We start from the raw sequence: 23,379 nt of genomic DNA on the forward strand, positions 1-23,379 counted from the left end.
ATAGTTTTGTAACATGGCCGCAGGCGGGCGCATGGCAGCCATGCGCATCGGTGGCCGGCGATTGCCGCAACGACGCGGGTGCAGCCGAAGAATTATGGTTAAAAAAGGGTAACGACACCCTCGAATACATAGCAAAGATCGATTTTCTCACATAACGTTTTCTGAGACGGCGTCCGGAAATATTTGATTCGACAGGGATGGACTGCAAGGTGTGGAGTATCGATTGACCGAAGGCTGCGGGTTGCTGGAAAAGGCTTGCAAGGCTGTTGCCGCCCTCGACCTGCCCGCGTGCATCAAGGACAGCGAGCTGCGCTATGTCGTGGTCAATGCCGCCTATGCCCGGGTCATGGGGCAAGAGCCTTCAGGATTTGAAGGTCATACCACTCTTTCCCTCTCCGCCGACATTCGCGATGCAGAGCGGGAGGATCGTGAGCGTCGTTCGCTGGTCTTTGCGACTGACGAGACGATAGCCTGTCATGTCCCGACCAGCGTGGAATCGTCCTTGCTTCGCTGCGAACGCTTCGTCGGTGAAGACGGCAATCTTTTCCTGTTCGAAATGTTCGAGGAGACGCCGTCGGCTGTTTCGCGCAAGTCCGCGGCCGTGGGCGGTGCGTCGGATATTTTGTTCAGCAGCGGCGTCATGGATTTCATCGATGCCGGCATCGTCGTTTATGACCGGGATAATCGGCTGGTCTATTGTAACGCGCGCTTCGCAGAGTTTTACGGTGATCTCGACATCGAGCTGAAACCCGGCATCCGGCTCGAAGCATTGATGAAAACGCTCTATTTTTCGAGCGGATATCGTTTTCTGGAGGGTGACGCGCCGTCTTTCGAAGACTGGATGCAGAAGCAGCTGCGTGATTTTTCCCTCCCCTATCTCGAAAGGGTCGAACAGTTTGCCGACGGCCGCTGGGTGCGCATGATCAACAAGCGGCTGGACAACGGCATGCTTGTCGGGCTCAGGGTAGATGTGACCGAGTTCAAGGCGCATGAGACTCTTCTGAGCACACAAATCCGCGAGACATGGCTGCTGCGCGCTGCGCTTGAACAATTGCCGGTCGGCGTGTTCCTGAGGGATCAGGACAGGCGGCTGACCTACGCCAATGCCGCCTACGATACATTCCTGGGCGGTAATCTCGCCGACTATATGGGCAAGACCGAATCCGAAATGTTCCCGCAGAACGGCTCCCAGTTCCAGCAGGAAAACGAACGGATTTTGCAGACCGGAGAGGCGCTCGAACGCACGGGAAACATGCCTCAGCGCAACGGACAGGCCATTCCCGTCATCACCCGGCTCGGCCGGGTTGCGACGCCGGATGACGAATATTATCTGGTGGGTTCCGTTACCGATGTCAGCCTTTTGCAGGAGCGGGAAAAGGCGCTGATCGCCGCCCAGGCCGAAGCCGAGAAGCTGCACCGCCAGCTTGAAGCGGTTCTTCATGCCCTGCCGGTGGGCGTGCTGCTGCTCGACGCCGATCTCGTCATCGAATATGTCAATCCGTTCTTTTATGAGGTCTGGGGAGAGATCGGCGGCGAAAAGTCGCTTGTCGGCAAAACTTATCGCGAATTCATGGAGATGAATTTCGACAGCGGCCTTTATGACTATGGCGACAGGCCTTTCGATGAGGTCTATGGCGAGCGGGTGCAACGGCTTTTAAAGGAGGAGGTCTTTGCGCCCCGTGAGGTGCGAAGCAAAAGCGGCAAGGTCACGGTCATTTCGAAAACCCGGCTAGAAGGCGGGAAAATCCTCAGCACCTATGCCGATGTCACCGATGTGCGCATGCGCGATGTCGAGATCAGCAAGGCGAAGGCCGAACTGGAGCGGGTCGGCGAATATATGCAGGGAGCCACGCGCGCCATGGCGCAGGGGCTGGTGCTGGTCGAGCAGGGCACGATCATCATGTCCAACGAGGCGATGGCGCGCATGTTCGACGTGCCGCCGCATCTCCTGGAAAAGGGCTGCAACTGGTCGGGTTTCTTCGCCCATTGCGCCGGCCGCGGCGATTTCGGCACGGCCGAGGAGGCTGCCGAGACGCTGCGCGCCTGGAGGGAGAATATTGCCGCCAACCGGCCGTTTTCGTGGCTCATCCATGTCGCCGGCAAAAGCTGGCTCAATCTGGAAGCCACCAACAGTTCCGGCAATTACTGGCTCATCATCGTCACCGATGTGACCGAGATGAAGCTGCGTGAAGAGGAATTGCAGCGGCTTCTGTCACGCGCGGAAGCGGCGGATCGGGCCAAATCGGAATTCCTGGCCAATATGAGCCACGAAATCCGCACGCCCATGAATGGCGTTCTCGGCATGGCGGAGCTTCTGGCCAAATCCAATCTCGATACGCGGCAGAAGACCTTTACCGATATCATCGTCAAATCCGGCAATGCGCTTCTGACGATCATCAACGACATTCTCGATTTTTCGAAGATCGAGGCCGGGCAGATGAGGCTGCGCAGCGTGCCCTTCGATCCGGCGGAGGCGGTCGAGGATGTGGTGTCGCTCCTGTCCTCGGCGGCGCTTGAAAAGGACATTGAGCTGATCGTCCGGATCGATGCTTCTGTCTTCGGCAAGGTTATCGGCGATGCCGGCCGCTTTCGGCAGATCGTCACCAATATCGTTGGAAACGCCGTCAAGTTTACGGAAACGGGGCATGTGCTGGTCGAGCTTTCGGCGCGGTCGGCGGAAACGTCCGAGGCCATTCTGTCATTGCGCGTCGAAGACAGCGGGATCGGCATTCCGGCCGACAAGCTTGAAACCATCTTCGACAAGTTCAGCCAGGTCGATGGTTCCGCCACGCGCCGGCACGAGGGAACCGGGCTGGGGCTGGCGATTACGGTCGGGCTCGTCGGTTTGTTCGATGGCGCGATCAATGTCGTCAGCGACGTTGGAAAGGGATCGACTTTCGAGGTCAATATTCCGTTTCAGGTGACCGAGAGACAGCGCGATCTCCCGTTTCTTTCCGTGGCGATCGACGATATTCGCGTGCTCGTCATTGACGATAACGACGTCAACCGCCGTATTTTGACGGAGCAGTTGAGAAGCTGGGGCATAGACGGCCACGCGGTGGGTGACGGACCTACTGGCATTGCGGTGCTGGAGGAGGCGGTGGCGCTTGGATTTGCCATTGACGCCGTCATTCTCGACTATCACATGCCCGTCATGAACGGGCTGGATGTGGTGGAGCGGATCCGGGCGGATGCGCGTTTTGACGATATCGCCATTGTTTTCCTGACCTCCATGGATGTCGTCGGTGACGAGACGCTGTTCACCGATCTCAACGTGCAGGCGCATCTGATGAAGCCGGCACGGGCGCGGCTGCTCCGTTCCACCCTGTTCGATGTGGTGCGGGATGTGCGGCTGAAACGCGCTCGCCAGGCTCCGGCGCTACTTGAGGCAGGCCGCGATGCGCGCGCCGTCCGGCCGGAAAACGGCCCCGTGGTGAGGAAACAGCGGGCTGACACAGCCACGGCAGTGCCTTTACGGCATCGGTCCAATCTGGTCGATGTGCTGGTGGCGGAAGACAATGACGTCAACCAGATAGTCTTCAGCCAGATACTGCAGCAGGCGGGTCTGCGCTTTCTGATTGTCGGCAATGGCAAGAAAGCCGTGCAGGCGTGGCAGGAGAATAATCCCGCACTTATCCTGATGGATGTCTCGATGCCGGTCATGAACGGGCATCAGGCGACGCAGGCCATACGCGCCGCGGAACGGACCGCCGCCGACGGCCGACATGTGCCGATCATCGGCGTAACCGCCCATACGCAGGAGGCGGACCGTGAACTATGCCTGGAGGCGGGTATGGATGACTATCTGTCGAAGCCCATTAGCCCCGAAACGCTGGAAGACAAGATCGCGCAATGGCTGGGCGAAAACATGCCGCGCCGCGATGCGCCGCGCGTCTGACTTTTCGACCAGAACAGTGCTGTGCTGGCGTCAGCCGAATGGTTTTATGCCGCAGAGCATCTCCCGCTTTCCGGCAAATCCTTTCCGACGCTCCAGCTCAAAACCGGTGGCGATGAGGTTGCGGCGAACGAAGCCGGCGGCGGCATAGGTGGCGAATGTGCCGCCGGGCGCCGTCTTTGCGAAAAGCGCCTGCATGATCTCCAGCGACCACATGTCCGGATTGCGCGCGGGTGCGAAGCCATCGAGAAACCAGGCGTCGAAATTTTCCTCGCTTGCGGAAATGCCGGTGAGCGCTTCGCCGCAAACCACTGTCAGGCGCGTTTCGTCATCGAGCCGGATTTCGACCCGTCCTTTCGGCTCGGCGGGCCAGAGGGCGGTGAGCGCCTTGCGTTCGGCATCCACTTCCGGCCAGCGGGAAAGCGCCCGGTCGATTTCCTCCGCCTTCATCGGGTAGAGTTCGAAGGAGATGAAATGCAGCGTGGAGCGGCCGTTGCGCATCTCTTTCCATTGGCGCCATGTCTCGCAGAGGTTAAGCCCGGTGCCGAAGCCCAGTTCGCCAATGCGGAAGACGCCCTCGCGTTCGAGCCAGCGCTCCGGCAGGCCGTTTCCGGAGAGGAAGACATGGCCGCATTCCAGCCGGCCATCCGTCTGGCAATAAAAATGGTCGTCAAAGGCCAGTGAATAGGGCATATCCCCTTCACGCCAGTCGAGCGCGGTTGAGGCTTCCCCGACCGATGAACCGGCCGCTGCGCCGGTCTCTGTGATATTTTCGTTGGAATGTTTCATGGCTAAAGCCGATAATCCTGCTTTCGAAAACGGTCAATCTCCAAGATTACCGGCTTCCGTGCCGCTCCTCGTCGTCGGCGGCGGCATCATGGGGCTGTGGGCCGCCGTCAAGGCGGAACGGCTCGGCATCGAGACATTGCTGGTGGAGGCGGATCGCACCGGCGGCGGCGCCAGCGGCGGGCTGCTGGGCGCACTGATGCCGCATATGCCGGACCGCTGGTCGGACAAGAAGCAGTTCCAGTTTGACGCTCTCGTTGCCCTGGAAAAAGAGATTGCCGGGCTGGAGGCGGAGACCGGGCTTTCCGCCGGCTACCGTCGCTCAGGCCGGATCATTCCGCTGCCGAAGCCGCATCTGCGCGCCATTGCCGAGCGACACGAACGGGATGCGCTGGAGAACTGGGTTTCGGGTGAGCGCCGGTTCCATTGGCATGTCGGCGACAGCCCTTCGGTCGCGGGCTGGGTGGATGATGCGGCGGGTGAGGCGGGTTTCGTGTTCGATACGCTGGCGGCTCGGGTTTCGCCGCGTGCGCTGATCGCCCTTCTTTCGGCTTTTCTCGGCAAGGCGCGGCATGTGCGGCTGGCGGAAGGTCGTGGCGTTCTTTTGCTCGATGCGGATGCCGGGCGGGCGGTGCTGTCGTCGGGCGAGGAGGTTTCTTTCGGCCATGTCATCGTCGCCAACGGCCATGGTTCTTTTCCCCTTATCCGCGACGCCCTCGGTTTGGATGCCGGTGTGACGCTCGGGCAGGCGGTGAAGGGGCAGGCGGCGCTTCTCGATGCGGCGGCCGACGCGGCGATGCCGGTGGTGTTTCTGAACGGTCTTTATATCGTGCCGCATGAAGACGGCACTGTTGCGATCGGCAGTACCAGCGAAGATTGTTTTTCCGATCCCTTAAGTACCGATGAAAAACTTGAAAAACTGCTTGCGGATGCGTCTGCCGTTGTTCCCTCGCTTGTCCGCGCGCCGGTGCTGGAACGCTGGGCGGGGCTGCGCCCGAAAGCGGTGGGGAGGGACCCGATGGTGGGCGCGATCCCCGGCCATCCGAGGCTCGTTGCGCTCACCGGCGGCTTCAAGGTCAGCTTCGGGCTGGCGCATTTTCTTGCCGATGCGGCGTTGCAAACCGTGTGCGGTCACACGCCTGTCATCCCCTCGGGCTTTCACCTTCAACAACACGTGAGTATTGCCGTCGCGGCCTTTAGAAAGTTCTGACAAGGCCGCCCACGTCGTTAATCTGTCACGCAAATCACTTATTTGCTGGCCTGCAAAGAGGCCGGTTTGTCCGCATTTGCGGCGAGGTGACAGTGCATGCGATACGCCATTCATTTCACGCCTTCCCCCAATGACCCCCTGACGCAGGCGGCGGCCGCGTGGTTGGGGCGCGATGTCTATTCAGGTCAGGCTGTGGAACCTCCCGGCACGATCGACCTCGGCATGCAGGAGATTTCCTACCATACGGCCCTGCCGCGCAGGTATGGTTTCCATGGCACGATCAAGGCTCCCTTCCGCCTTGCCGAAGGCCATTCCGAGGCCGCGCTTTTGCGCGACCTGATGTATTTTTCCGGCAAGCATGAGCCCTTCATGTTGCCGCAACTTGTGGTGGCGAGACAGGAGAATATCTTCAGTCTCGTTCCCGAGCGTCCCTGTGAAGTGCTGCATTTTTTCGCCGCCCGCGTGGTGCAGGAATTCGACCGTTATCGGGCGCCGCTCTCCGACGCGGAAATCGAGCGGGCGGATCCCGACCGGCTGTCGGCCTCGCAGCTCACCAATCTGCATCGCTGGGGTAGTCCGCATGTGATGGATGAGTTCCGTTTCCAGATGTCGCTGACCGGCGGTGTGGAAGCGTCCAGCAGCCAGAGGATAGAGCGGGCCGTGCGCAAGGTTTTCGAGCCGCTGCTGACCCGGTCCCTGCAGTTTTCCAGCCTTGCGCTTTTCATTGAGGATGAGCCGGGCGCGCCTTTCCGGGTGCACTCGCTTCACCCCATGGGCCGTGTTTCCGCCCGAAAGATCGCCTGAAGAGCGCAACGGCACAATCGTATACAAAAAAGCATCGGAATGTCAGCAAAATTGATCTCGACATTCCGGAAGCGGATGCTACCGTTCGGATATCGCATATCTGAAGCGTATGTTGTGCCCGTTGCGGGTCATCGCGCTTCGGAGGTCTGTTTTATGTCTCCCGAAATCGGTTTCCGCCTTGGGAGAGATGGTCTGGGTGGCTGAATGATTTCCGAAAATTACTCCCGCAATCTGGTGGGCTATGGCCGCAATGTTCCCGATCCGAAATGGCCGGGCGGCGCGCGCATCGCCGTGCAATTCGTCATCAATTACGAGGAGGGCGGCGAGAGCTGCATTCTCGACAATGACAAGGCGTCGGAATCGCTGCTTTCGGAAATCGTCGGCGCGCAGCCGTGGCCGGGCCAGCGCAACCTGAACATGGAATCGATCTACGAATATGGCTCGCGCGCCGGTTTCTGGCGGCTGTGGCGCATGTTCACCGGGCTTGGCGTCACCACCACCGTTTACGGCGTGACCGCTGCCATGGCCCGTAACCCCGAGGCCGTAGCAGCGATGAAGGAAGCGGGCTGGGAAATCGCCAGCCATGGTTATCGCTGGCTGGAATATAAGGATTTTTCCGAAGAGGAAGAGCGCAAGCACATCGTTGAGGCCGTGCGTCTGCACACGGAGGTTACCGGCGAGCGCCCTTACGGCCTGTATCAGGGTAAGCCTTCCGACAATACGCTGCGCCTCGTCATGGAAGAGGGCGGTTTCCTTTATTCGTCGGATTCCTATGCCGACGATCTGCCCTATTGGGTGAAAGGTCCGAAGGAAGAGCCTTTCCTCATCATTCCCTATACGCTTGAAACCAACGATATGCGGTTCGCCACGCCGCAGGGCTTCAATTCCGGCGACCAGTTCTTCACCTATCTGAAGGATGCATTCGACGTGCTTTATCAGGAAGGTGTCGAGGGCGCGCCGAAGATGATGAGCGTCGGCCTGCATTGCCGTCTTGTCGGCCGTCCCGGGCGCGCGGCGGCACTTCGCCGTTTCATCGAATATGTGCTCGGTCATGAGAAAGTGTGGATCCCGCAGCGCATCGAGATCGCCCGTCACTGGCATGAACATCACAGGCCGGAGGTGTTTTGATGGTGACGCGCGAGGACTTTGTCACCCGATTCGGGGGCGTGTTCGAACATTCGCCCTTCATAGCCGAGCGGGCCTATGACGCCGGCGGAGCGGGTTTGGAGCTAACGGCCAAGGCTGTTCACGCCGTGCTCAGCGGTCAGTTTCGCGCGGCTTCGGAGGCGGAGAGGCTCGGCGTATTGCGGGCGCATCCCGATCTGGCCGGCAAGCTGGCGATTGCGGGCGAGTTGACGGCCGACAGCCGCAACGAACAGGCCGGCGCCGGGCTGGATCGGCTTACCCCCGAAGAGCACGCCCGCTTTACCACATTGAACGGCGCCTATACCAAAAAATTCGGCTTTCCCTTCATCATCGCGGTCAAGGGGCTGAACAGGCACGATATTCTTTCCGCCTTCGAGACGCGCATCGGCAACGGCGCGGCCGAAGAATTTGAGACGGCGATGGCGCAGGTGGAGAAGATCGCCTGGCTGCGCCTTTCCTCGATGCTGCCGGAAGGCTGAATTGGCGAGCGGTGGCCGTTCTGCTAGAATCGTGCCGTCTGGAGATGAAGATCATGAGACCTTCCGAGGTGCTGGAAAAGAACAGGGAAGCGATCCGCGAAGCGACGAAACGCTTCAACGCGGCGAACCCGCGCGTGTTCGGCTCCGTCGCCCGCGGCGAGGACCGCCCGGACAGCGACCTCGATATTCTGGTGGATGCGCTGCCGGGCACGACATTGTTCGACCTTGGCGGCTTGCTGGAGGAATTGAAGGCGCTGCTTGGTGTGGAGGTCGACGTCGTCACCTCAGGCGGCCTGCATTCGGACATACGGGCGCGGGTTCTGAAGGAAGCCAAAGCGGTATGAGTACGGATCGGCTTCTGCTCTATCTGAAGGAGATGGATGTTGCCGCCTCCAGAATACGTGATTTCGTTCACGATATGGATGAGGCCGCTTTTTCTTCCGACACGCGGACGCAGATGGCGGTCATGATGGGTCTTGCCGTGATTGGCGAGGCGGTCGCCAAGCTGGATAAGCAATACCCCGCGTTTTTACAGCAGCACCCGGAGATCCCCTGGATCAAGATGAAGGGTATGCGCAATCTAATCGTGCATGATTATTTCCGGGCGGAACTCTCGGTCGTCTGGAAAACGATAACGCAGAGCATTCCGGATTTGCAGGCGCGTCTCTCCCTTCTCCGAAACTGGCATGCCCAAGGTGAATGACATTTGACTGATTTTCTCGACATAAAACCTCTCACCAAAGAGGCTTTCGCATCCTTTGGCGATGTGATCGAAACGACACCCTCTTCCATGCGGCACATCAATGGCGGGCAGACCGAGCGGCACCATGCGCTTGCAGCGCCGGAGGCTGCGGGCGAGGGTGCGCGTGTCATCCTCAATATTTTCCGCGGGCAGCCGCGGGTCTTTCCGCACGAGATTGAAATGATGGAGCGGCATCCGCTCGGCAGCCAGAGTTTTTCGCCGCTCTCCGGCCGGCCTTTCCTCGTGGTCGTCGCCGATGACGATGGCGGCCGGCCCGGCCGGCCGCAGGTGTTTCTGGCGAGGGGCGATCAGGGCGTGAACTATCGCCGCAATGTCTGGCACTATCCGCTGATGCCGTTGCAGGCGGTTTCGGATTTTCTGGTTGCCGACCGCGATGGGCCGGGTAACAATCTGGAAGAGTATTTTTTCGATGAGCCCTATATGATCGCGGAGCCCAAGCCATGACCGGTTTGACTACCCATGTCCTCGATGCCGCCCATGGCACGCCCGCGCAAGGGCTGACGATCGAGCTTTACCGGCTCTCCGGCGATCGCCGCGAAAAGCTGAAGACGGTGCAGACCAATAGCGACGGCCGTGTCGATGGGGGACCGCTGCTTGTCGGCGACAGTTTCAAGGCCGGCGAATACGAGCTGGTTTTCCATGCCGGCGATTACCTGCGCGGCAAGGGCGTGGTGCTGGCGGAGCCGGCCTTTCTCGACATTATCCCGATCCGTTTCGGCATTGCCGACGAGAGCGGCCACTACCACGTGCCGCTTCTGCTTTCGCCCTATAGCTATTCCACCTATCGAGGAAGCTGATTGCCATGATCTTTGCCGCCATTGCCGATATTCACGGAAACTGCGCAGCACTTGAAGCCGTGCTGGAGGATATCGCCCGTCTTGGCATCAAGGACATCGTCAATCTCGGCGATTGTTTCAGCGGCCCGCTGGAAGCGGGTTTTACCGGCGACGTGCTTGTTAGCAACTGGATTCCCAGCATTCGCGGCAATCATGACCGGGAACTGATCGAGCGCGCGCCGGAGGAGATGGGAAGCTGGGAAAGACCGGCGCATGCGCAGCTGAGCGCCGCCCATCTGGACTGGTTGCAAACCTTACCCTTCAGCATGGTGTTCAAGGATATCGCCTATTGCTGCCATGGCTCGCCGCTTGGTGATCTCGACTATTGGCTGGAAACGCTGTCGCCGGAAGGCGTGCTGAAACTGCGGCCGCTGACCGAAATAGAGGAGCGGGCGGAAGGTATCTCCCAGCCGCTGATGCTGTGCGGACACACGCATATTCCCCGTGCGGTACAGCTTTCCAACGGCCGGTTGATCGTCAATCCCGGTAGCGTCGGTTGCCCCGGCTGGAAGGACGACACGCCTTTCGATCATCATGTCGAGGCGGGCCATGCGCTCGCCACCTATGCCGTGCTGGAAGAGACCGGGCGCGGCTGGCAGGTCTATTTCCGGAATATCCGCTACGACAATCTGGCCATGTCGGAAATGGCGAGGGTCAACGGCATTCCCTATCTGGCTGATGCATTGGAGAACGGCTGGCTGAAGCGGTAAGGATCACCCCTCACTGGTCATCACCACGCATGCATAGGACTGCGCCTTCAGCGCCTTGCAGGCGGCAACCGCCGAAGACTGGTCTTCGAAGCCGGTGAACCGGGCGCGGTAAAGCGTTGCCGATCCGCTTTGCACCGCTTCGGTATAGGGAGCGATCCCGGCATGGTTTCTGGCGATGTTGGAGCGGGCATTGGCGAGCAGCGAGCGGGCGGCGGCTTCGCTGTCGGTGGCGGCGATCTGCACTTCCCAGCGGCTGCGCTGGCCGACGGAGGCTGCAGCGGGTGCCGGCCGCGGAATGGCTGAAACCTGCATCATGTCGGCCACCTGATCGTTCGCTGTGGCGATCTGCATGGCGACCGGATCTGCGCGGCGGCGTTCGGCAAACATGGGCAGCGGCACGGCTGCGGGCGGCACATCGAAGGTACGGCTGACACTCGCGCTGGCGACGAGCTGTTCGGTATTGCGGCTTCTCGATGCCTGCGGCACGGCCTTGTCGAGAAGGGCGGCCATCTGGGCATCGCGGCTGCGGGCAGTCTTGCCGCCTAGCACGACGCCAACGACACGGCGGCCATTATGATTGACGGCGCTGACGAGGTTGAAGCCGGAGGCATTGGTGTAACCGGTCTTGATGCCGTCCATGCCCTTGTAGCGATACATCAGATTGTTGTGGCCGCGGATGCGTTTTCCCCGAAAGCTGAAGGATTCCATGGCGAAGAGGCGGTATTCCTTGGGAAAGTCACGCTGCAGCGCCAGGCCGAGTTTCGCCATGTCGCGCGCTGTCGTCACCTGCGATTTGCTGGGCAGGCCGGAGGCGTTGCGGAACACCGTTTTCGTCATGCCTAGCTGGCGGGCCTTGCGGGTCATCATTTGGGCAAAGCGCGCCTCCGAGCCGCCGAGATGGTCGCCCATGCCTTCCGCCATGTCGTTGGCGGATTTGACGATCATGCCATAGACGGCCTCGCGCACGGTGAAGGTCTGGCCCTGGCGTACATAGAGCTTCGAGGGGATGACCGACGCGCCGTTCTTTGACATCTTTATCTTCTGGTCCCAGCGCAGTTTCCCGGAATGCAGGGCCTCGAAGGTCATGTAAAGCGTCATCATCTTGGTGAGCGATGCGGGGTGGTTGAGCACATCGGCGTTGCGAGCGGCCAGAACCTTGCCGGTATTGGCGTCCATGATGAAATGGGCATAACCCGCCTGCGCAGGCGACGCCTGCAATGAGAGGATCGCGCAAAAGAAGGCGAGCGCGAAGACCCATGCACCCGCCATTCCCCGTTTGACCGTTCCCGACATAATTCACCCCTTTTGTTCGATCGCCGCGATGGGCGAAGTTTTACTGACACTTTCCGGCAACAAAACCGCTAAAACTTTAGAGATCGCTTTCATGCTTAATTAAGTATGAATTTCAAGCTGGCGGGCGGCCCTGCTATTTCCTTGAAAAGAAACCAACCATCCGGTATGTTTAGTGTCATGACAAATGCATATGAACGCAAGAAGCAACCCGAACTCGTGCGCCGCAATCTTCTCGATTGCGCGGCCAGACTCGCTGCTGAACAGGGTGTTGCGGCGCTCTCGGTGCAGGCGGTTGCGGACGCGGCCGGGGTGACGAAAGGCGGGTTGTTCCATCATTTCCCATCCAAGCAGGCGCTGCTGGAAGCGGTCATGGCGGACCTTCTGGCGGCTCTGGACTGTGAAGTCGATGACCTCCTCTCACAGGATTGTGAAGCTTTCGGACGCTTCACGAGGGCCTATGTGAATGCAGTTTTCTCGGATCGGGGCAGGGATTCGGGGAAACAGTGGGCCGCGATTTCGGTTTCCATGGTCGGTGAACCGTCGCTTCGACGCATGTGGAACAGCTGGATCGAGGGGCGGCTTGCCCGTCATAAGGAAACGGATAGTGGGGTGGTACTGGAGCTGGTACGGCTTGCCGCTGACGGCATCTGGTTCGCCGATCTTCTGGCCGATGATGGCAGGGCAGGTGGCGACAGGGCGGCTCTCAGAGCGCGCATGATCGCGCAGACGAAGAAGGATGCAGGGTGATGAATGCAGCTGTCTTGACCTATGGAGCGCTCGTCGCCGCCATCGTCTGCGAAGTCATCGCGACCTCCTTTCTGCAGCAGTCGCAGCAATTCTCCCGGTTTTTGCCGACGGTGCTGATGGCGCTGTTTTACGGTGCGGCTTTTTATCTGCTGTCGTTCACACTGCGGGCCATGCCGGTCGGCGTGGCCTATGCGATCTGGAGCGGGCTGGGCATCGTGCTGATTTCCGGGATCGGTTATTTCGTTTTCCGCCAGACGCTGGATATCGCCGCCGTCATCGGCCTCGGGTTTATCGTGACGGGGGTGGTGATTGTGAATGTTTTTTCGAAGACGGTGGGGCATTAACGGCACTCCTGCACCCTTCCTCATTCCTGCGCCCGTCACAGGAATCCAGCCGGCGCGCGTCTGCGCGACGGGGAGAGTCCTTTCGGCCCAAGGACTTGGGCCGGCTCCCTGTGACGAGCACAGGGATGAGGGAGGCAAAGTACGACGGGGCGTTCTGAGACACTGGCTCTGAGTTATCACCATCACGCCAGAATGCTGCGATCCACATCCGTAATCAGCCGCTTGCCGCAAAGCGCCATGCTGACATCCATCTCCTTGCGGATGATCTCCAGCGCCGTGGTTACGCCCCGCTTGCCATCGGCGCCGAGGCCATAGAGGAAGGGGCGGCCGATATAGGTGCCTTTGGCGCCGAGCGCCACGGCTTTCAGCACATCCTGACCGGAGCGGACGCCGCCATCCATATGCACCTCGACCCTGTCACCGACGGCGTCGACGATCTTCGGCAGCATGGCGATGGAGGAATGCGCGCCATCAAGCTGGCGGCCGCCATGGTTGGAAACGATGATGGCGTCGGCGCCGGTATCGAGCGAGGCGCGCGCATCCTCCTCGTCAAGGATGCCCTTGAGGATAAGCTTGCCGCCCCAACGCTGCTTGATCCATTCGACGTCTTTCCACGACAGGCGCGGATCGAACTGTTCCGCCGTCCAGGAGGAGAGCGAGGAGAGGTCGGAGACGTTTTTGGCGTGGCCGACGATGTTGCCGAAGCTGCGCCGCTTGGTGCGCGCCATGTCCAGGCACCATTTCGGCCGGGTCGCCATCTGCCAGATGTGTTTCGGGGTGAATTTTGGCGGGGCCGAGAGGCCGTTGCGCAGATCCTTGTGGCGCTGGCCGAGAATTTGCAGATCGAGCGTCAGCACCAGTGCCGAGCACCCGGCGGCCTTCGCCCGGTCGATCAGATTGTTGACGAAGTCGCGGTCCTTCATCACATAGAGCTGGAACCAGAAGGGTTTCGAGGTGACCGAGGCGACATCCTCGATGGAGCAGATGCTCATGGTGGAAAGCGTGAAGGGTACGCCGAATTCTTCGGCTGCTTGTGCCGCCAGCATCTCGCCATCGGCGTGCTGCATGCCGGTCAGGCCGGTGGGGGAAAGAGCCACTGGCATCGAAACCTTCTCACCGATCATTTCGGTGGCAAGCGACCGGTCGGTCATGTCGACCAGCACGCGCTGGCGCAGCTTTATCTTGGAAAAATCCTCCTCATTGGCGCGGTAGGTGCCTTCCGTCCATGCGCCGCTGTCGGCGTAGTCGAAAAACATTTTCGGCACACGGCGCTGAGCCTGTTGCTTCAGGTCCGCTATGGTCAGGATTTTGCCCATGGATAAAGCCTTCACATTTGAATGATGGCTTCACATAGCATGGATGGCGTGGTGGCGACATCAAAATCGTCGCCGTACTGTTACCAAAATGCGCGCAGGAACAGTTCGCAGCCGAGCAGAAGCAGGCAGATGAGAAACCAACGCCGGAACGTCGCCGGGCTGACGATGTGGCGAACCTTCTGACCGAGCCACATGCCGGCAAGGGCCGGCAGGACGGCCAGCGCGGAAAGTGACAGATGCTCGACGTGAAAGGCATTCTGCGAGGCAAGCCCGGTAGCCAGTGCAATGGTTGAAACGGTGAAGGAAAGGCCGAGCGCTTGCACGAGATCGTCGCGGTTAAATCCGAGTGACTGAACATAGGGGACGGCGGGCACGACGAAAATTCCGGTGCCGCCGGTCAGAAGGCCCGTCGCCAGCCCCATGACGGGTGAGAGTTTTGGTTCCAGTCTTGCCGGAAACGAGACCGGTCTGGCAAGCAGGCTATACGTCGCGTAAACCGCAAGGCACAGGCCGAGCGCCGAGGTGGTCCAGACGCCGGTGCCCGCCGTCATCAGCCGGATGCCGATGAGGGTGCCAAGCACAATGGCTATCATCATCGGCCACAGCCGCTTCACGATGGCCCGGAAATCAGGCCCAGCCAGCAATTGCCAGATATTTGTGATGAAGGAGGGCAGGATGAGCAGGCCGGCGGCGATGACCGGCGGCATGAAGAGGCCGAGCACGCCCATGGCGACGGTGGGCAGTCCCATGCCGGTCACCCCCTTGACGATGCCGGCAACGATGAAGGTCGCGAGTATCATGAGCAGGGTGGTTGGGTCTAGATCCGGCATGGGGCACTCCAGAGGTCATTCGCATTTCGGCCGGGGGGTGCCAGGCAATCATATGAAGCGAGCGGGTGCGGCACGGTTTCTTCTCCCCGCCGGGGAGAAGGTGGCCCGAAGGGTCGGATGAGGGGGCAAGCTCTCCGAATATCGCCGACGTTGCCCCCTCATCCCGCTGCCGCGGACTTCTCCCCGGCGGGGAGAAGAAACAAGGGGCATCCGCTCGCTCCATAGATATTGGTTTAAGCGAGATCGTGACCGGATGTTTCGGCCCAAGCCGAACTATGCAAGTGTGCTTTTCATCGCCTTACCGGCCACGTAGGTTTCGACGACGGTGCGGTCGTCACCCATGGTCAGCATCAGGAACAGTTCTTCCGTCAGGCTGTTCACCACTTCCATCTTCAGCGCCATGGCGGGTGTCGAGGAGGCGTTCAGCACGGTGATGTCGGCGTCCGTGCCGGCCTCCAGCGTGCCGATGCGATCGACCATGGAGAGGGCTTCGGCATTGCCTCGGGTCATCAGATACCAGCTTTCCAGCGGGTTGAGACGTTCGCCCAGCAATTGCTGGATCTTGTAGGCCTCGTCCATGGTGCGCAGCATGGAATAGCTCGATCCGCCGCCGATATCGGTGGCAACCGCGATACGAACAGGCTTTTCGCGCCGTTGCAGCTTTTTCATCGGGAACAGGCCGGAGCCGATGAAGAGGTTCGAGGTGGGGCAATGTACGGCTACCGCGCCGGTTTCCGAGAGTACATCTGCCTCGCGGTCAGAGAGGTGGATGGCGTGGCCGAGCAGGGTCTTTTCGCCCATCAGGCCGTAGCGCACATAGATATCGGTGTAATCGATCGCTTCCGGGTAGAGTTCGCAGGTATATTTGATCTCGTCCAGATTTTCGGAAAGATGCGTCTGGATGAAGAGATCGGGAAATTCCTGCGCCAGCGTCTGGGCGGCTTCCATCTGCTTCGGCGTGGAGGTGATGGCGAAGCGGGGGGTGATGGCGACGTGGTTGCGGCCCTTGCCGTGCCAGTCGGCGATGACGGCCCGGGTCTCGTCATAGGAGGTTTCCGGCGTGTCGAGCAGTCCTTGCGGGGCGTTGCGGTCCATCATCACCTTGCCGCCGACCATCAGCATGTTGCGCTTCAGAGCTTCCGCGAAAAAGGCGTCGGCGGAGGTCTTGTGCACGGAGCAATAGGCAACGGCGGTGGTGGTGCCGTGGCGCAGAAGCTCGTCGTAAAAATGCGTGGCGATGCGCTGGGCGTGGGCAGTTTCGACGAAACGGCATTCTTCCGGGAAGGTATAGGTGTTCAGCCATTCCAAGAGATTGGCGGCATAGGAGCCGATGACCTGCATCTGCGGGAAATGCAGGTGCATGTCGATGAGGCCGGGCACGATGAGATGCGGGCGGTGGTCCTTTTCCTCGACGTTTTCGGGGGCTGTCTCACGGATATCGGCGTAGTCGCCAATGGCAGCGATCCTGCCGTCTTCGATCAGCAGGCCACCGTCTTCGATATAGACATAGCTTTGCGTATCGTCGATTGCGAGCGGCGCGCGGCGGAAGCTCAGCAGACGGCCACGCAGCAGAACCATGCTCATTCGGTTTTTCCTTCCGCTGTTCCAGCCCCGGAAACCGCACTTTCATACCATGCGGTCAGCAGCTTGCGCTCATCCGGGGTGATGGCGGTGATGTTGCCGGGAGGCATGGCATGGCTGCGGCCGGCTTGCAAATAGATTTCGCGCGCATGGGCGGCGATCTGTTCGTCGGTTTCGAGCTTCACCGATTTCGGTGTGAAGGGCACGCCTTCCCACACCGGCTCGGCCGCATGGCACATGGAACAGCGGCCCTGAACCACATCGCGGGCCTTGGCGAAATGGGTGTCGGTGACGAATTGCTGCTGCATCGGCGAAAGCGTCGCTGCCTTCTGTTCTTCTTCGCCGGTCAGCACCTTCGGCACCGTGGAAAGCCACATGATGACGATGAAGATGAGCGCGGTCGCGAGCCAGGTCCAAGTCGGCTTGCCCTTGCGGGCGTGGGTGGTGTTGAACCAGTGGCGGATGGTGACGCCCATCAGGAACACCAGCGCTGCGATGATCCAGTTGAACTGGGTCGCAAAGGCCAGCGGATAATGGTTCGACAGCATGAAGAAGATCACGGGCAACGTCAGATAGTTGTTGTGTAGCGAGCGCTGCTTGGCGATGCGGCCATATTTCGGGTCCGGCGTGCGCCCGGCGATCAGGTCAGCGACGACGATCTTCTGGTTGGGGATGATGATGAAGAACACATTCGCCGACATGATGGTGGCGGTAAACGCGCCGAGATGCAGGAAGGCGGCACGGCCGGTGAAGACCTGCGTGTAACCCCATGCCATCGCCACCAGCGCGACATAAAGGACAATCATCAAGCCCCATGTGTTGTTGCCGAGCGGCGATTTGCAGAGGAAATCGTAAAACAGCCAGCCAATGGCAAGCGATGCAAGCGACAGGCCGATGGCCTGGAACTGGGTGAGATCAAGCACCGAATGATCGATGAGGAAGAGATCGGCGCCGCCATAATAAACGATGCAGAGCATGGCGAAGCCGGAAAGCCAGGTGACGTAGCTTTCCCATTTGAACCATGTCAGGTGCTCGGGCATCTGGGCAGGCGCAACCAGATATTTCTGAATGTGGTAAAAACCGCCGCCATGCACCTGCCATTCCTCGCCATAGGCACCCGGCGGCATATCCGGGCGTTTGACCAGCCCGAGATCGAGCGCGATGAAATAAAAGGATGAGCCGATCCAGGCGATGGCGGTGATGACGTGGAGCCAGCGGACGGCAAAGGCCATCCATTCCCACGCAATGGCGTATTCGTACATGCGGTTCCCCTGATCCTTGTGCAGCGCACCTTGCGAGAAATTTGGCCTTTAGGGAAGGGGAAAGCAAAGCTTGGGGCGCGATTGTTCACAATCCGATGCTCTTGTGTCTGCAATATCAGTTTGTTGTATCCTTTCGCATGGGTTGGCCCGGTAAAGTTGCACTAGCTCATTCCTGTCGCATCGTTTGTGCTTAGCTGGCTAACGCGACTCAGCTATTATCCTTTGTGCAGTCTGCTGATGTGCTAAAATATAAGGCTGCGGAGTCCTGTGGGGCGTCTTGCCGAAATTCCATTCCGGTTTTATGCGCGATACGCAGGGCTTCCATGACATGTTTCGCTGGCGGTTCTTCCGGAAGCGGGCGCTGCGAACCCTGGGTGGGGGCAGATCAGGGGGCAGGTATCGCAGTTCCTGGCGCCGTTGTGTCCGGGTAAGTGTTGATGTGAAATTTGAATAAAGGGACGCAATGATCTTCCGGCAGCCGCCGTTGTTTCAACGGAGACCATGCCGATGCGCCTTGTTCTGACGGTCCTCTTCCTATCTCTGGCGTTCAGCGCCACCGCGCTTGCCCATGAATCCCACAAGGGGTTTAAATATGAAAGCTATTGCTGCAATGGCGACGCCGAAACCGGCGACTGCCAGATGATCCCCACGCGCAGTGTTCGTGTCACGTCCGACGGTTACGAGGTCTCGCTCGCGCCCGGCGATCACCGCATGGTCACGCGACGCCACGTCTTCAACTGGTCGCAGCGCGAGGCAAGACGATCCGAAGATGGCGAATATCATCTCTGCCTGTTTCCGGATGAGGATACGCCGCGCTGTTTTTACGCGCCGGACATGGGGTTTTGAGGCGGTTGCTGCGGATGGCTTTCTTCGATCCGCTTCAATATCCAGTCGCGAAACAGTTTGATCTTGCGGATGTTCCTGCGGTTTTCGGGGTAAACCAGCCAATAGTTCTTGCCTTCGCTGCTGAGGTGTTCGAAGGGCTGGTAAAGGCGGCCGAGGGCAATCTCATCGGCATAGAGTTCAGGGGTGAGCATGGCCACCCCTTGGCTGGCGATCGCGGCGGCGGCTTCGAAGGCCTGTACATTGAGGCGGCTGCGGGGATAACGGTCTAGGCCGGGATTTTCGACGCCGACTTCCTGGAACCATTGGCTCCACCAGATATCGCCGGGATCGATGATGCGCAGGCGCAGCAGGTCTTCCGGTTTGTGCAATCCGCCGATGCTTTCGGCAAGGCTCGGATGCAGCATCGGCGTATAAACGCCGCGCAGCAATTGATGATAGATAAGCCCTTTGCCGTTATCTTTGCTCCAGCGAATGGCGACATCGCAATCGGATTGGGAAAAATCGATCAATGTCCCCGACGTTTCCAACCGCACGGCGATGGAAGGATGTTCGAGCTGGAAAGCTCCCAGATGCCGCGAGAGCCAGCGCGAAGCAAAGGTGGCCGTGGAATGGATGGTCAAGGTGGCGTCAGGCGTGTCACGCACACTATCTACGGCCTCCTGTAACGTATTGAAAGCTTCGGCGACTTTCGGCGCGAGTTTCTGCCCGGCCTCGGTCAGCGAAACCTGCCGCGCCCTTCTGATGAAGAGCGGCTCGCCGATATTCTCTTCCAGCAGTTTCACCTGATAGCTCACCGCCGTCTGCGTCATTCCCAGTTCCTCACCGGCCTTGGTGAAACTGAGATGCCTTGCGGCGGCTTCGAACACCCGCAGGGCGTTCAGCGGGAACTGGCGCGACATTTTCATGGATAAGTTCTCTTTATGCCAATTGCCGAAGGTTTCATTGGTTTTTCTCCGGAAAACAGAGCATTTTTAGCTCAATTCATCAACTGAGCTTCTGATATTTTTGAATGGAGACGAACATGCGCACAGCACTCTTGCGCGCGTGGTCCCGCCTGCGTGCGGGTCTGCGGACAGCGGAACGGTTTACCCTTGAAAGCCTTCAACCCGACAATCTGGCGGATGAAAGCCTGCCGGATGGGCTCAGGCGTGATCTTGGCCTTGAGGATGGCCGTGTCGATTTTCGTTGCGACGGATTTCGGCAACGGAAAATGCTTGCAGCAACTCGGCTGCCACAAGGGCCGCTATGATCGCAGGCCGTTTGTCCCTGACGCTATTGCCGCCGATGGGTAGGGTGAGCTTTGCAAGGCGGGAAGGGGGCTCTCCCTCCCGCTCCAGCCAATGGGAAAAGGTGGCGCGTTTGGTCTTCGAGCCGATCATGCCGACATAAGCGAGATCGTCGCGGGCAAGCGCTTCCTTCGCAATCAGGAAATCGAGTGCATGGTCGTGGGTGACGATGATCGCCGCGCCGTTTGCCGGGATTTTCGGAACGAACGCTTCCGGCATGGGGGTGAGGATGGACCCCACCGTCGATGGAAGATCGCGTAACTCGCTTTCACGGGTTTCCACCACCGTCAGGCTCAGGGGCAGCAGCGACATGGCATCTGCCAGCGCCTTGCCGACGTGACCCGCGCCGAAAATGAAGACGGCGGGCTGCTGTTCGGCTTCGCCCTTCAGCCGCGCCTCAAGCCCGGCGGCAATCTCTGCCGTTATCCGCCGGAAGCGGATGAGGGTGCGACCGCCGCAGCATTGGCCGATTTCCGGCCCAAGCGGAATATCCATGCGGTCTTCGGCCGTCCCTGTTCGCAGCATGGCGCGGGCGTGGTCTATCGCCATATATTCGAACTGTCCGCCGCCGATGGTTTCCCACAAGGTTTCCTGGCTGACCAGCATGAAGGTGCCAGCCTCGCGTGGGGATGAGCCTTTCACTGCCTCGATTTCCACGAGGATGGTGGGGGCAGGGCGGGCGAGGAAGGCGGAGAGGGAGGCGTCAGGCATTGGGGCTGGCCCCCTCATCCGGCGCTGCGCGCCACCTTCTCCCCGGCGGGGAGAAGAAACCCGGAGCGATGTTTTCGCTTACATTACCAACTTTGCGGAAATTTGCGACGGCGCGGCATGTTTCTTCTCCCCGCCGGGGAGAAGGTGGCCCGAAGGGCCGGATGAGGGGGCTCGGCCGCATGGACACTTCCCCCTCACACCTTCTTCAACCGTTCCACCGCCATCAAAACGCGCTCCGGCGTTGCCGGGGCATCGAGGCGTGGGCAGACCTTGTAGTCGGCGACGGAGGCGACGGCCATGGAGAGCGCTTCGAGAACCGAGATCGCCAGCATGAAGGGCGGCTCGCCCACGGCCTTCGAGCGGCCGATGGTGGGTTCGGCATTTTCCGCCCATTCCGCCAGCCTGACGTTGAAGCTCTTTGGCCGGTCGGAGGCAAGCGGGATCTTGTAGGTGGAAGGTGCATGGGTGCGCAGCCGCCCCTTGCCGTCCCACCACAGTTCCTCCGTGGTCAGCCAGCCCATGCCCTGCACGAAGGCGCCTTCGATCTGGCCGATATCGATGGCCGGGTTCAGCGACTTGCCGACATCGTGGAGGATATCGGTGCGCTCCATCAAATATTCGCCGGTCAGCGTATCGATCGACACTTCCGAACAGGCCGCGCCATAGGCGAAATAATAAAACGGCGTGCCGCGACCGGCGGCGCGGTCCCAGTGGATTTTTGGCGTCTTGTAAAAACCGGCGGCCGATAGTTGGACGCGGGCGAAATAAGCCTTTTTGACGAAATCGTTGAAGGCGATTTCTTCAAGCCCGATGCGCACCCGGTTTGGCAGGAAGACAACCTCTTCTTCCGGCACGTTCCAGTTCTCCGCGGCGAATTTTATGAGCCTTTCGCGGATCTGACGGGCGGCGTCATAGGCCGCCATGCCGTTGAGATCAGTGCCGGACGAGGCGGCGGTGGCCGACGTGTTCGGCACCTTGCCCGTCGTCGTGGCGGTGATTTTCACCCTGTTGATATCCACCTGGAAGGCATCGGCCACCACCTGCGCCACCTTGGTGTAAAGGCCCTGACCCATTTCGGTGCCGCCATGGTTCAGGTGGATGGAGCCGTCATTATAAATATGCACCAGCGCGCCCGCCTGATTGAAGGCGGTCATGGTGAAGGAGATGCCGAACTTGACGGGGGTGAGCGCGATACCCTTGCGGATGATCGGGCTTGTCCTGTTGAAATCCACGATTGCCTGCCGGCGCGCACGATAGTCGCTGGAGGTTTCCAGTTCCTCGACGACGCGGGCGATGATGTTGTCTTCGACTTCCTGATGATAGGGCGTTGTGGTGCGGCCGGAGCCGGTCTCGCCGTAGAAATTCAGTTTGCGGATATCGAGCGGATCCTTGCCGACGGCATAGGCGATCTCCTCGATAAAACGTTCAGCCCCGAGCATGCCCTGCGGGCCGCCGAAGCCGCGAAAGGCGGTGTTGGAGACCGTGTGGGTTTTCAGCGGCCGGGAGGTGAGGTGCACATTCGGGTAGAAATAGCTTGAATCGGCATGGAACAGCGCACGGTCGGTGACCGGCCCGGACAGATCGGAGGAAAAACCGCAGCGTGCGGCATAGGTGGCATCGACAGCGTGGATGCGGCCTTCCTCATCGAAGCCCAGTTCGTAATCGACGCGGAAATCGTGGCGTTTGCCTGTCGCCGTCATGTCCTCGTCGCGGTCCGGGCGGATTTTGACGGCCCGGTTCAGCTTCTTGGCGGCGATGGCGCAAAGGGCTGCGAACTGGTTGCCCTGCGTTTCCTTGCCGCCGAAACCGCCACCCATGCGGCGCACCTGCACCGTGACGGCATTGGATGGCACCTGCAGGATATGGCTGACAATGTGCTGGATTTCGCTTGGATGCTGGGTGGAGCTCCACAGCGTCACTTCGTCATCTTCACCCGGCACGGCCATCGCGATATGGCTTTCGAGATAAAAATGCTCCTGCCCGCCGATGCGCATCGTGCCGGTGAGGCGGCGCGGCGCGACATCCATCTCCAGCTTCGCATCGCCACGTTTCAGCGTCATCGGGTCGATGACGAGCGCGCCGCCATTTTCGATTGCGGTATCGATATCGGTGAAATGCGGTAGGTCCTTATAGGTGATCTTTGCCTTGCGTGCGGCCTTGCGGACGATATCGCGGGTTTCGGCAAAGACGGCGAAGACCGGCTGGCCGTGGAATTCGACCTTTGTCTCGGCGAGCAGCGGCTCATCGTGACGACCGCCGGAAGAGACATCGTTTTCGCCGGGCACGTCCTTGCCCGTCATCACCCAAAGTACGCCCGGTATGGCCTCCACTTCGGAGAGGTCCATCGCGATGATTTCCGCGTGAGCACGGTCGGCAAGGCCGAGTGCGCCGTGGACGAGGCCGGTGGGTTCGGGAATGTCATCGATATATTCGGCGCTGCCGGTCACATGCTTGTGGGCGGAATCATGCCGGAGCGAGGTGTGCATCGGGCCGTCGATTTCGGTCTTGGTCTTGTCGAAGCTTGTGGTGTCCAT

22 protein-coding genes are annotated in these 23,379 nt (G+C 60.0%); 13 read left to right on the forward strand and 9 right to left on the reverse strand.

Annotated elements, in window-relative coordinates; all coding sequences use genetic code 11:
* Positions 1-223: 223 nt before the first annotated feature.
* On the forward strand, positions 224-3,898 hold the full coding sequence (locus tag PL597_RS01975; protein ID WP_271364492.1) for a PAS domain-containing hybrid sensor histidine kinase/response regulator: 3,675 nt from the start codon (positions 224-226) through the stop codon (positions 3,896-3,898).
* Positions 3,899-3,928: 30 nt separating this feature from the next.
* Here the strand turns inward: PL597_RS01975 and mnmD are convergent, their stop codons facing one another.
* On the reverse strand, positions 3,929-4,684 hold the full coding sequence (gene mnmD / locus PL597_RS01980; RefSeq protein ID WP_191218304.1) for a tRNA (5-methylaminomethyl-2-thiouridine)(34)-methyltransferase MnmD: 756 nt from the start codon (positions 4,682-4,684) through the stop codon (positions 3,929-3,931).
* On the opposite strand from mnmD, the gene PL597_RS01985 reads away from it, so the two are divergent.
* The 9 genes from PL597_RS01985 (at position 4,683) to PL597_RS02025 (ending at position 10,629) form a co-directional block, all read left to right on the forward strand.
* The gene (locus tag PL597_RS01985) at positions 4,683-5,891 is read left to right on the forward strand and encodes an NAD(P)/FAD-dependent oxidoreductase (RefSeq protein ID WP_271364493.1); all 1,209 of its coding nucleotides are present in this window, start codon (positions 4,683-4,685) and stop codon (positions 5,889-5,891) included. The two genes, mnmD and PL597_RS01985, sit on opposite strands and share 2 nt — an antisense overlap.
* 96 nt (positions 5,892-5,987) lie before the next feature.
* The gene (locus PL597_RS01990) at positions 5,988-6,695 is read left to right on the forward strand and encodes a DUF1045 domain-containing protein (RefSeq protein WP_142911782.1); all 708 of its coding nucleotides are present in this window, start codon (positions 5,988-5,990) and stop codon (positions 6,693-6,695) included.
* 204 nt (positions 6,696-6,899) lie between these two features.
* Positions 6,900-7,823, forward strand: a complete 924-nt coding sequence (puuE, locus tag PL597_RS01995; protein WP_271364494.1) for an allantoinase PuuE — start codon at positions 6,900-6,902, stop codon at positions 7,821-7,823.
* Entirely contained in the window at positions 7,823-8,320 is a 498-nt protein-coding gene (gene uraD / locus PL597_RS02000; RefSeq protein WP_271364495.1) for a 2-oxo-4-hydroxy-4-carboxy-5-ureidoimidazoline decarboxylase, read from the forward strand. The genes puuE and uraD overlap by 1 nt, the downstream gene beginning before the upstream one ends.
* A gap of 53 nt (positions 8,321-8,373) precedes the next feature.
* Positions 8,374-8,664, forward strand: coding sequence for a nucleotidyltransferase family protein (locus PL597_RS02005; RefSeq protein WP_035220685.1), 291 nt, complete (start codon positions 8,374-8,376; stop codon positions 8,662-8,664).
* Positions 8,661-9,023, forward strand: a complete 363-nt coding sequence (locus tag PL597_RS02010; protein ID WP_077981505.1) for a HepT-like ribonuclease domain-containing protein — start codon at positions 8,661-8,663, stop codon at positions 9,021-9,023. Before PL597_RS02005 ends, PL597_RS02010 begins: the two co-directional genes overlap by 4 nt.
* Before the next feature lie 3 nt (positions 9,024-9,026).
* The gene (locus tag PL597_RS02015; RefSeq protein WP_077981506.1) at positions 9,027-9,527 is read left to right on the forward strand and encodes an ureidoglycolate lyase; all 501 of its coding nucleotides are present in this window, start codon (positions 9,027-9,029) and stop codon (positions 9,525-9,527) included.
* A complete protein-coding gene (gene uraH / locus PL597_RS02020) occupies positions 9,524-9,880 on the forward strand; it encodes a hydroxyisourate hydrolase (RefSeq protein ID WP_077981507.1) in 357 nt (118 codons plus the stop codon). The genes PL597_RS02015 and uraH overlap by 4 nt, the downstream gene beginning before the upstream one ends.
* A 5-nt stretch (positions 9,881-9,885) precedes the next feature.
* Complete coding sequence (locus PL597_RS02025) at positions 9,886-10,629, forward strand: metallophosphoesterase family protein (protein ID WP_077981508.1); 744 nt, start codon at positions 9,886-9,888, stop codon at positions 10,627-10,629.
* 3 nt (positions 10,630-10,632) lie between these two features.
* Here PL597_RS02025 and PL597_RS02030 read toward each other — a convergent pair whose 3' ends face one another.
* The gene (locus tag PL597_RS02030; RefSeq protein WP_162520319.1) at positions 10,633-11,898 is read right to left on the reverse strand and encodes a D-alanyl-D-alanine carboxypeptidase; all 1,266 of its coding nucleotides are present in this window, start codon (positions 11,896-11,898) and stop codon (positions 10,633-10,635) included.
* 189 nt (positions 11,899-12,087) lie between these two features.
* Here PL597_RS02030 and PL597_RS02035 point away from each other — a divergent pair, with 189 nt between their 5' ends.
* Both PL597_RS02035 and PL597_RS02040 read left to right on the forward strand, forming a co-directional pair.
* Positions 12,088-12,669 (forward strand): TetR/AcrR family transcriptional regulator, encoded by a 582-nt coding sequence (locus PL597_RS02035; protein WP_271364496.1) that lies wholly within the window; start codon positions 12,088-12,090, stop codon positions 12,667-12,669.
* Complete coding sequence (locus PL597_RS02040) at positions 12,669-13,013, forward strand: DMT family transporter (protein ID WP_137410809.1); 345 nt, start codon at positions 12,669-12,671, stop codon at positions 13,011-13,013. Before PL597_RS02035 ends, PL597_RS02040 begins: the two co-directional genes overlap by 1 nt.
* A 182-nt stretch (positions 13,014-13,195) precedes the next feature.
* Here PL597_RS02040 and PL597_RS02045 read toward each other — a convergent pair whose 3' ends face one another.
* From PL597_RS02045 to puuD, 4 genes are all read right to left on the reverse strand, one after another.
* A complete protein-coding gene (locus PL597_RS02045) occupies positions 13,196-14,329 on the reverse strand; it encodes an alpha-hydroxy acid oxidase (RefSeq protein WP_162520311.1) in 1,134 nt (377 codons plus the stop codon).
* Positions 14,330-14,409: 80 nt separating this feature from the next.
* Complete coding sequence (locus tag PL597_RS02050) at positions 14,410-15,159, reverse strand: sulfite exporter TauE/SafE family protein (RefSeq protein WP_269835227.1); 750 nt, start codon at positions 15,157-15,159, stop codon at positions 14,410-14,412.
* Between the two features lie 273 nt (positions 15,160-15,432).
* Positions 15,433-16,743 (reverse strand): guanine deaminase, encoded by a 1,311-nt coding sequence (guaD, locus tag PL597_RS02055; RefSeq protein ID WP_271364497.1) that lies wholly within the window; start codon positions 16,741-16,743, stop codon positions 15,433-15,435.
* The gene (puuD, locus tag PL597_RS02060) at positions 16,740-18,002 is read right to left on the reverse strand and encodes a urate hydroxylase PuuD (RefSeq protein WP_173989952.1); all 1,263 of its coding nucleotides are present in this window, start codon (positions 18,000-18,002) and stop codon (positions 16,740-16,742) included. The genes guaD and puuD overlap by 4 nt, the downstream gene beginning before the upstream one ends.
* A gap of 507 nt (positions 18,003-18,509) precedes the next feature.
* Between puuD and PL597_RS02065 the strand changes: the two genes are divergently transcribed.
* Entirely contained in the window at positions 18,510-18,848 is a 339-nt protein-coding gene (locus tag PL597_RS02065; protein WP_162520310.1) for a hypothetical protein, read from the forward strand.
* On the opposite strand, the gene PL597_RS02070 is transcribed toward PL597_RS02065, so the two are convergent.
* The 3 genes from PL597_RS02070 to xdhB form a co-directional block, all read right to left on the reverse strand.
* Positions 18,824-19,753, reverse strand: a complete 930-nt coding sequence (locus tag PL597_RS02070) for a LysR substrate-binding domain-containing protein (protein ID WP_191217472.1) — start codon at positions 19,751-19,753, stop codon at positions 18,824-18,826. The genes PL597_RS02065 and PL597_RS02070 overlap by 25 nt on opposite strands.
* A gap of 237 nt (positions 19,754-19,990) precedes the next feature.
* Positions 19,991-20,845 (reverse strand): xanthine dehydrogenase accessory protein XdhC, encoded by an 855-nt coding sequence (gene xdhC / locus PL597_RS02075; RefSeq protein WP_271364498.1) that lies wholly within the window; start codon positions 20,843-20,845, stop codon positions 19,991-19,993.
* A gap of 194 nt (positions 20,846-21,039) precedes the next feature.
* Positions 21,040-23,379 carry a xanthine dehydrogenase molybdopterin binding subunit gene (gene xdhB / locus PL597_RS02080; protein ID WP_271364499.1) on the reverse strand — a complete coding sequence of 780 codons (2,340 nt, stop codon included), beginning with the start codon at positions 23,377-23,379 and terminating at the stop codon, positions 21,040-21,042.

This window comes from Agrobacterium sp. ST15.13.013, from assembly GCF_027956525.1.
Lineage (GTDB): Bacteria > Pseudomonadota > Alphaproteobacteria > Rhizobiales > Rhizobiaceae > Agrobacterium > Agrobacterium salinitolerans.